Source organism: Aquitalea sp. S1-19, assembly GCF_024343515.1.
This window is the reverse complement of the sequence record NZ_RJTZ01000117.1, coordinates 1-9,127: the sequence shown is the minus strand read 5'-3', so window position 1 is coordinate 9,127 and position 9,127 is coordinate 1. Positions and strand designations below refer to the sequence as shown.

The window sequence follows — 9,127 nt, the reverse complement described above, 5'->3', positions numbered from 1 at the left end:
GGAGTGCGGCTTTCTCCTCGCTGCACGCGTCCAGCGCCAGAGCGTTAACGTGCCCGGCAAAGCCAGCAGCGCGGCTAACGCGCCAAAAAACTGCACTCCGAACAGGAGGTATTCATTCATCGAGGCGCGCCTCCCCATAAAAATAGCGTGCGCGTTGCGTCCGCAAAGCAGCGGACTCCGGCATACCGGCAAGACGGCAGTGCATAAATTCGTCCGCCCATGGCAAGTCCGTGTTAGCCATCTTCACCCGATCGACCCATTCGTCCAAGGTACACAACACCCGTGCAGGAACGCCACCAACAACCACGCCAGCCGGTACACTGGAGCTAACCACGGCATTGGCCGCGACAATGACATTCGGCCCGATGGTCACACCCGGCAAAATCACGGCCTGATGGCCAATAAATACATTGTCCCGAATATCAACCTTGCCAACCCGGTCAAGCTCAAGTCCCAACGCTGCATTGACCATGCCGACGCTACCGTCATGACCAAATAGCGTGCAACCCGATAGATGGACATTACGTCCCAGGCAAACATAGGCAGGATCAGTGATCGTGACGTTCATATTGATCTCGCAAAGCGCCCCTATCCGGTGTAATCCGCCATGCATACGCAGATAGTCGGCCCACTCGGCTCCATGTGGCCGACAAACCCGCCGGTACAACCAGACCAGCTGATTTCGTTCCAGCGCCTGCCGGCGCAAGCACGCCCGCATCCAGCTCTTGACACGTTCAAGCATGCTTTCCCTCCCGACCTATCGCCAGCAGGCAGCCTGCCAGTTGGTCCAGATTACGCTCAAAAGCATAGTGTTCTCGCACCCAGGCGCGTGCATGTGCCCCTAAGCGACTGCGTAAATCGGGGCTGCTTGCAAGCCGCCAAAGCGCCTCAAACAGTGCGTCCTCATCACCAGGCGGTACAAGTAAACCTGTTTGGTTATCAATAAGGAGTTCAGGAATACCGGCGACACGAGTGCTCACGCAAGGCAGGCCACTTGCCATCGCTTCCATCAATACAACCGGCACCCCTTCGGCGAAACTTGGCAGAACAAATACATCGGCTTGCGAATAGCTGTGCCTGACTGCCTCTCTTCCCAGCGCCCCGGCAAAATGAACACAGTCAAGCCCAAGCTGTCCCACCTCGGCACGCAAAGACAACTCTGTCGGCCCGTTACCGACCATCAACAGCGACAATTTAATCCCTGCACGACGCAGCCGTGCCACTGCATGTAACAACAGATGCTGCCCCTTAGCCGGGCATAGCCGGCCGACGCATAGCAGCCGCAAGCTCTCTGCAGGAAGGCTGGCCGGCAGGCCATACGCGGCATCAACCCCCAGACGAATGACCTGCAATTTCACCCAGTCCTGCGGCGCGCTAAACAGCATCAGCTGGCTGCGGGCAAAGTGGCTGATGCAGACGATGCAGTCCGCGGCAGCGACTTTGGCAGCCAGTTGCTGACCGCGCGCATCCTGAAACTCATCAGGCCCGTGAATGGTGTAACTAAGCGTGCAGCCACTGATGCGCTTGACCAGCAATCCGACAAGAGCGGCTTCGTTGCCAAAGTGCACGTGCAGATGGTTAATTCCCCTGCGGGCCAACCACCCTGCCAACAGCGCCGCCTCCAGCCAGTACGCAAGCGCCATGAGATGACCACGCAAGCCCGGGCGGGCAAGCCTGAGTGCAAAAGCCAGAGTGGCCAATAACACCCTCGGGCCAAAACGCCAGCACGCGCTAAACAGATCAGGCAACAGGCGAACTCGCGGCCAGTCTTTGACCACCCAGGTATCTCGTTGGGCCGCCTGCTCATCAGCATCCAGCGTATGCGCCGCCCGTGTATCGCGATTAATGCTGATCGTGGTCACCGCCCAGCCGCGTGCGCGTAGGCTAGTGACTTCGCGCAGGATGAAAGTGTGAGATGTCGCCGGATAGGCACTAACCAGATAGGCTAGCGGGTAAGGTTGTCGCGGCATGGCAGGCTCCTGTTACTGTTATTTTCATTAAACAGTGCCGAATGCCACAGCTTGTGTCCGCATTGCAAATTCGAAACCTTTAACGCATCACATGTCTGAATCCAAGCCCGCATACGGCTTGTGATGACACTGAAACCTGAGGAAGATGACCGCGCCGATGCAGCAGGTTCTCCGCCCACCCCAGCACAAAGAACAGGGCCGGCATCGGCTGTTCTCCAAGGTAGACAGTCCCTAGCGACACAAACATCATGGCGATGATACCGGCAAAGGTAAACGGCAAGGACGCCTGACCAGGCGGCTCGGCTAGCCCGTGATAGAGCAAGCGCACTGCCATCCACCCCAACAAAAACACCAACAAAACCATCGAGAACACGCCGTGCATCAGCGCGAGCAGCAGGTAGTAGTTATCAATAGACACCATCCCGCCCATCTTAGGCCAGGTGTTACGCCCCCAGCCGAACCATGCATGTTCCAGAGCGATGGACCGGTACTGATCCATCAGTTCCTTGCGATACATTGCCGACTCTTGCGAAGTGGTCATCACCATGCCCGGGCGGATGTCCAAATAAGCATCCATTGCAAACTGTCCGACGAAGGCAGCCAACGCGAATAGAAACAACACGCTCCAGAGCCGTTTATGCCGCTCACGCCCATGCGACGCCCACATTAATGCGCCGCCGGCGACCCCGCCCAGCCACGGCCCACGCGCGACAGTCATAAAGATGCCGGCCAACAGAAAGCCATTGATCCACATGGCCTTACTGCCCGGCAGACGGATGTGACGCATCTCCCGCTCCCAATGACCTCCCCACTGTAGCCAGCGCGCCAAGCGCCAAGCCATTGCCAGCATGACACCGGCCAGGATCGCATGCGAATAAGGCCCGGCGATGCGGGCCATACCATGGCGGAAAGTTGTCACCCAGCCGTCGCCTTGCCCTGGGAAAAACGGTCCGATTAACAAGTGCCAGGGGTTGATGCCGAAACGAAACTGGTAGACGCTAATAACCGATACCAGCACACAGCAGATTACGAACACGCGCGCACAAGCGACATCGTCACCAGGTTCGCGCAGTAGCCAGCGCGCGCATAGATAAGGTGCGACGACCGAGGCCAGCATCGCAAACATCAGATTTTGCGCCTCGTTGTAACCCGCATTACTGAATTCCGAATACGCTACACACGATGCGAAAGCCAGCACCAGCACATCACTAATGGAGGGCGTCCACGCCGCTCGCTCACGCCACAGCGCAATCAGCAAGAGCGGCAGGATGGCGGCCTGGTTGAAACTGGGGTCGGGCAGCCCCGGCGTCAGTGCCCGATAGCAGTCGGGCAGCAGCAGTAAGATGGGCAAGTAACCGCGTATCAGAGTCTGCTGGCAGCCGGCACGCCAGTAAAGTAGCAAAATACCCAAGGGCGCCAGATAAACGATGTATTGCATATGCTCTTCCCTCGTCTATGAGAACAGCCCACAGCGCCTGGCATACCTTGGCTTGATCATGAATTGTGCAAGCTGGCGTACAGATGTTCAGCGACATCGAGCTTGTCTTCCCAGGCTATCCCCAGCGGATGTGGTGCATGTATGCAATCCGCGGCTGCTCGTCCCATCGCCGCCCAGCGAGCCGGGTGGCGGTAGCAATCAAGCAAGGCCGTCTGCAAACCATCCACCAGCGCAGCGGGTCCATCCGCATCCAGTAGCGCCCCGTAGCGCCCATCGACCAGCTCAGCCGGCCCCCCATAATTGAAGGCAATCACCGGCCGGGCACTGGCCATGGCCTCAAGCAGCACCCCCCCTCCCGACTCGCGCACTGACGGCAAACAAAACACATGGCATGCCTGCATTCTCAGAGGAACCTCCTGGAGCGGAATATTGCCGATGAAGCGGCATACCTCCCCGATAGATAATTCCTGGGCCAGCTGCTCATACGCCACACGACACCCGCCATCGCCAACTAAAGTCAACTCAACAGGGATGCCGTCCTCATGCACCAGTCTGGCCACGGCGCGCAATAGAAAATCAACACCTTTGACAGCCAGCATGCGCCCGACAAACAAGATCTTGAGCGGCTGGCCATTTCCCGGCGGATCTGGCCAGGGAAATGCAGGAAACAGGTGCGGTTCAATGCCATTTTCCAGCAGCATCATGCTCCCCGCCCGCTGTGCAGGAGGCAAAGCCGCACGGGTAGTACGATTAGCCGTTAACGTCATCCGCTTGGGCGTTTTACGCTCCAGCCAACGACTAGCAAACAAGCCGGCTCTGCGTAAGCCGTTAAGCCACTGCGACTCCTGCTTCAGTACCTGCTCGAAACCGATCGGAGTGCCTAGGCCGCAATTAAGCGGCCCCCTCACCAGCGGCAGGCCCAGCCGGTCAAGACAGGTCCCTGCCGCAGCACTGACCGGCGTTGGCACATGCACCGCAATCCATCTTTGCCCGATCTGTTGCCAATGACGTGCCTGACGCAAGGCGAGCCGGTCGAACAAGTAGTAATCAAGCGAGCTAAGCAGAAAAATTGCATGTTCGCGCCCGGGAAAAAGCCGGCAGGCCGTTCGGTACAGCGGTCCGGCCAACCACTCAGTGTCCACGTAATGTACGACCGAACCCGGCAACGGTGCCCCATGGGCGTTCAGTGCGGCACGGTTACGGCTGTGCGTGATCAGGGTCACTGGCCGGCGCCTAGCCATGCGCACATACCACTCCCACCCGATCTGGGACACCGACCCCATGTCCGGGCCGCACTGATAGGCCACCATCAATAGCGGTTCACTCATGCATCCCTCTCTTTACCCGCGATAGTGGTCTGGCCGGCACGCCACCGACCATACCGTCCGCAGGTACGTCCTGATTGACCACCGCATTGGCTGCAATCGTCGCCCTATCCCCAATCCGTACGCCGGACAGAATAATCGCGCCACGTCCTACCCAGACTTGCTGCCCGATGTCGATCGGCGCGGCGCGGTGACCAGCTTCTCGCAGTGACATGCCCGCCTGCCGGCAATGATTGGCATCGCGCACGCTGACATACTCGCCAAGCATGCTCCCTGCGCCAATTCGGATCCCGGCATAGGCAGCCAGATGAACCCCGCGCGAACACACGACGTCGTCGCCAATTTGCACCCCTCCCTCCTGCTGGGTCTCCAAATAAAGCCCCGGATAGAACAAGCACCGTTCGCCGATCTGGATAGCCTTCGTGCCATGCAATTCGACCGATCCCATGACTACACAACTGCTGGGTAAAGGGATGCGGGCGGCGAGCCCCAGCCATGCGGACAGGCGTTTTCCGCGTATGCCCCATCCGAGCAGAGCCCCCAACCATGGCCTGCAACAAAACGCCAGCAGCGACTTCATTCCGAGCGCTCCTTGTATGAAACCGGTGCGCCTGCGCGAGGCATCCTGCCCCCTAGCCGACCACGCAAAATGCCGACAGCTATAGGAAGTTGCTCAAACCAGCTATGCACGCCATAGCAGAACAAAGTAGCGGCATCGGCACAGCGCCAACGCGCTCGCCAGGCGGTACGCAAGATAAGCAGGGACAGAGCACACCAAGGCAGCACAGCGGCTGCGATGCCAAAAAACCAAGCACCCAAAAGGCTTGCGAGTGGCAATGCGGCAAGCACTAGCGCCCTGAACAAGGCACGATGAACCTCGTCCCGCCATAGCGACCGGGTATACTGGCTGACCACCTCGTAGGCGTAACCACTGCGTTCTGCACGCTGCCAATACTGGCGAAAACATGTAATAGCCAGGTCGTGCAGCGTCATTTCCGTATCAAGATGCACAATTCGCCCGCCCATACCGCGTATCCGTTCGCACAGTTCAGGCTCTTCTCCGGCCAGAATGGCCGGATTGTAACCACCGGCATCGAGCAAAGCGGCCCGCTGAAACAATACGTCTCCGCCACAAAACAACGTATCTCCCGGCGGGTAGCGCCAATCGAGATCGAGCACCCGCACATACAACGATTGTTCAGGCGCCATCTCGCGCCGATGTCCCCAGACGCAGGCGGCACCGGCATCCTCACGCAACGCCTGCATGGCAAAGCGCAAAAAGTGCGGCGCCAGCACCGTGTCGCCATCAAGAAACATCACCCATTCGGCCGAGCAAGCCTGCCAGCCCGCATTTCGGGCAGCGCCCGCGCCAGCCATGCCGGCCGACAACACGCGAGCCCCCGCCCGAGCCGCGACCTGGCAGCTATCGTCGCTGGAGCCGGAATCGACGTAAATAAGCTCAAGCAGGCTTCGTGGCCAGTCACTTTCCAGCACCGACATTAAGCAGCGATGCAGGCGAGCTCCCTCATTGCGGCCAATGACTACCACCGCCAAGGCAACCTCGTTGTTAGCACTCATATGCACGCCCCAGGCCCAGTAACGCGGCGTAATCATCGCAACGTGCAGATGCAGAAAAACGCCCCTGCAACTGCCGGCGCGCCTGAGCCACAACCTCATCGAGTGCTTCGGCCGGCAGTTTGGCAATGGCCTGAATCTGGGCACACAGATCCGCTCTATCCCCGGCCCGGTAATGAAACCCGGTCCGCCCGTGCTCGACCAACAAACCCGCACCACCGCTATCCGGCACCAGAACCGGCACCCCGACCGCCATCGCCTCAAGGATCGCCAAGCCAAATGGCTCGCACGGGCAGGTATGCAGATAAAGATCGCTTTGCAACAAAATTTGACTTGTTGCAGGCACAAAGCCCAACCACTCGATATCCGGGTTACCCTGCGAACGCTGGCGCAGCACCGCCTGCTGCCAGCCACTGCCGCACACGCGCAAGCAGGCACGGTCAGAGGCAGGCAAAGTATTCCACGCATCCACCGCCAACCCGACCTGCTTTATCGGGTCTAGCCGCGTGACCATAGCAACCTGTAACGCCCCTTCACGGCGTAATGCCGGACGTACAGGTAGCGATCCGCTCAGGAAATTTTCGATAACGGTGATCTGCTCTGGGGAGCAACGGTTTGCCAGCAAACGCTCCCGCACGAATGCGGAGACCGCGACCAACTCGATGCCTAGCCATTGCAGCCAATGTTTACGTCCATAACTGAGATGCTCATCCGTACCGCCATGCACGACATGTACCTGCTGCGGCAGGCGCCAGAGCAAACCGCCCAAAAACCAACCCAATAAGGCCTGACTCACTCCCGTGCTGCATAGCCTGACATCCGGCGCTTGCAACAACGGCCATAGGCGGGCAGCTAATGCCGGCAAGGAGCCAAACGACAGACTGCGGATGCCAAGCCGCTGTGCTTCGTCGTGTACCGGCCCTGGCGGCGCCAACAATACGGCTTCAACACGACACGCCAGTTCAGCCAAGGTGGCTAAGGCCATACGTTCGGTGCCATAAAGCTGGCCGCTGTGCAGGATATATATCAAGGTCGGCATGCTTATTTCCTTTGAACGTGCGAGGCTCATTGCATTCTTGCCGCTAGACACCAAGCAATCGTGACAGCAATGCAAAATTGCACCGGCAAGAGACCCGCCATCACAGTTTTACATTTCGGCCATCATTTCCGGGCGATGGCACCGACACTGCAAAAAGAAACTCGTCCCATCAGGACGAGTACCAGATGACGCTTTGAGCGGGCCCCTTAAGGAAAGCACACCATGAGCCTCATTATGATTACCGGTGCCAACGGTCAGCTTGGCTTTGAGCTACGCCGTGCGCTCGCCCCCTTGGGTGACGTCTTCGCGCTGACACGCGAGCAATTCGACCTCACGAACGAAGCCAGCATGCTGACAATACTGGATAGCCTGCGACCGCAAATTGTCGTCAACGCAGCTGCCTATACCGCCGTCGACCAAGCAGAAAGCGATGCGGAGCAGGTCTATTCCATCAATACCCATGCACCAGGTGTGTTGGCACGCTGGTGCGCGGAGGGCGACGCACTGCTGATCCACTACAGCACCGATTACATCTTTGGAGGGGCAGGCAAGCGCCCATGGCGCGAAGACGATACACCCGAGCCACAATCGGTATATGCACGAAGCAAATGGTTGGGGGAACAGGCTGTGCGCGCAAGCACAGGCCACCACCTGATATTGCGCACAAGCTGGGTATATGGCACCCACGGCCACAATTTCCTCAAGACCATTCTTGCGCTGGCAACTAAGCACGAACGTTTCCGCATCATCGCAGACCAGATCGGTGCACCGACCAGTGCGGCACTGGTTGCCGATGTCACCGCCCAGCTAATCACTCATTACCATCGTCCCAGCCACCGCTTCGGTTACGGCACCTACCACCTAGCAGCACAAGGCGAAACCAGCTGGTACGACTATGCAAGCTACCTTATCGCCTATGCTCATGCGCTGGGTTACCCATTACGTCTGAAGCCTGATGCCATCGAGCGCATAGACACAGCCGACTATCCCCTGCCCGCGCGTCGCCCTGCCAACTCGCGGCTTGACTGCAGCAAACTGCAACGTGCCTTCGAGCTGAGTTTGCCGCCATGGCAACACGGCGTAGAGCATGTAATCGAACAACTCATGCCCTTGTCAGCCCCGATAAAAGTGGCTGCATAGCCCTTCGGAGTAAAACAACGTGCATGCTGGATCTGACCGTCGTACCGTCTGCTCGTGACCGTTACGTTTACGACTGATCACCGTAAAACAGGCATTACAAATGCGGACAGGCTGAACCTGTTGCGGCACAAAAGAACCCTCCGAAATACAACAGATCAAAAAAAAGATAGTAAAAACTACCACATAAGCGTGAACTTATAGTAATCTCTCACGTCATACCCTTACTGCATTTAAGAATCAACGGAACAACACAATGAAACTATTCGACACGATCAAGAACCCACGTGAAATCCGCCGCAAGATAGGCCAGAACCAGCAGCAGTTCTGGTCCGCCATCGGCGTGACCCAATCCGGCGGCAGCCGCTACGAAAGTGGCCGCAACATGCCCAAGCCAGTACGCGAACTACTGCGCCTGGTACATATCGAGCAGATCGATCTTGCCAAAGTCAAAAAAGAAGACATCGCCATCGTCGAGTATTTGCATGAAACACATCCCGACCTGTACAAAAGCCTGAGCAAAGCTATCAAGGCCAAGCAGGCAGACGTATCAGCGGCTGCAGTTGCATAACTAGCGTGCTTGAACGGCAGCGGTGGACAGGCTAAAACGCGCAGCTATACGAGGTTTACCTACGGATGGACA

The 9,127-nt window shown here is 58.1% G+C and carries 9 protein-coding genes; 2 read left to right on the top strand and 7 right to left on the bottom strand.

Going from position 1 to position 9,127, the window contains the following annotated elements; genetic code table 11:
* Positions 1 to 112: 112 nt before the first annotated feature.
* From EGI20_RS14780 to EGI20_RS14750, 7 genes are all read right to left on the bottom strand, one after another.
* Positions 113 to 742 (bottom strand): acyltransferase, encoded by a 630-nt coding sequence (locus tag EGI20_RS14780; protein ID WP_498632387.1) that lies wholly within the window; start codon positions 740 to 742, stop codon positions 113 to 115.
* Positions 735 to 1,970, bottom strand: coding sequence for a glycosyltransferase (locus tag EGI20_RS14775; protein ID WP_498632386.1), 1,236 nt, complete (start codon positions 1,968 to 1,970; stop codon positions 735 to 737). The genes EGI20_RS14780 and EGI20_RS14775 overlap by 8 nt, the downstream gene beginning before the upstream one ends.
* Positions 1,971 to 2,049: 79 nt before the next feature.
* Positions 2,050 to 3,321: an O-antigen ligase family protein gene (locus tag EGI20_RS14770; RefSeq protein WP_498632384.1), complete on the bottom strand. Its 1,272-nt coding sequence runs from the start codon at positions 3,319 to 3,321 to the stop codon at positions 2,050 to 2,052.
* Between the two features lie 143 nt (positions 3,322 to 3,464).
* Complete coding sequence (locus EGI20_RS14765; protein WP_498632382.1) at positions 3,465 to 4,736, bottom strand: glycosyltransferase family 4 protein; 1,272 nt, start codon at positions 4,734 to 4,736, stop codon at positions 3,465 to 3,467.
* Positions 4,729 to 5,313, bottom strand: coding sequence for an acyltransferase (locus EGI20_RS14760; protein ID WP_498632380.1), 585 nt, complete (start codon positions 5,311 to 5,313; stop codon positions 4,729 to 4,731). The genes EGI20_RS14765 and EGI20_RS14760 overlap by 8 nt, the downstream gene beginning before the upstream one ends.
* On the bottom strand, positions 5,310 to 6,311 hold the full coding sequence (locus tag EGI20_RS14755; RefSeq protein WP_498632378.1) for a glycosyltransferase family 2 protein: 1,002 nt from the start codon (positions 6,309 to 6,311) through the stop codon (positions 5,310 to 5,312). The genes EGI20_RS14760 and EGI20_RS14755 overlap by 4 nt, the downstream gene beginning before the upstream one ends.
* Positions 6,301 to 7,347 (bottom strand): glycosyltransferase family 4 protein, encoded by a 1,047-nt coding sequence (locus EGI20_RS14750; protein ID WP_498632376.1) that lies wholly within the window; start codon positions 7,345 to 7,347, stop codon positions 6,301 to 6,303. The genes EGI20_RS14755 and EGI20_RS14750 overlap by 11 nt, the downstream gene beginning before the upstream one ends.
* Before the next feature lie 222 nt (positions 7,348 to 7,569).
* Between EGI20_RS14750 and rfbD the strand changes: the two genes are divergently transcribed.
* A complete protein-coding gene (gene rfbD / locus EGI20_RS14745; RefSeq protein WP_498632375.1) occupies positions 7,570 to 8,487 on the top strand; it encodes a dTDP-4-dehydrorhamnose reductase in 918 nt (305 codons plus the stop codon).
* Between the two features lie 253 nt (positions 8,488 to 8,740).
* Positions 8,741 to 9,055, top strand: a complete 315-nt coding sequence (locus EGI20_RS14740; RefSeq protein WP_498632374.1) for a helix-turn-helix domain-containing protein — start codon at positions 8,741 to 8,743, stop codon at positions 9,053 to 9,055.
* The last annotated feature ends 72 nt before the right edge of the window (positions 9,056 to 9,127 follow it).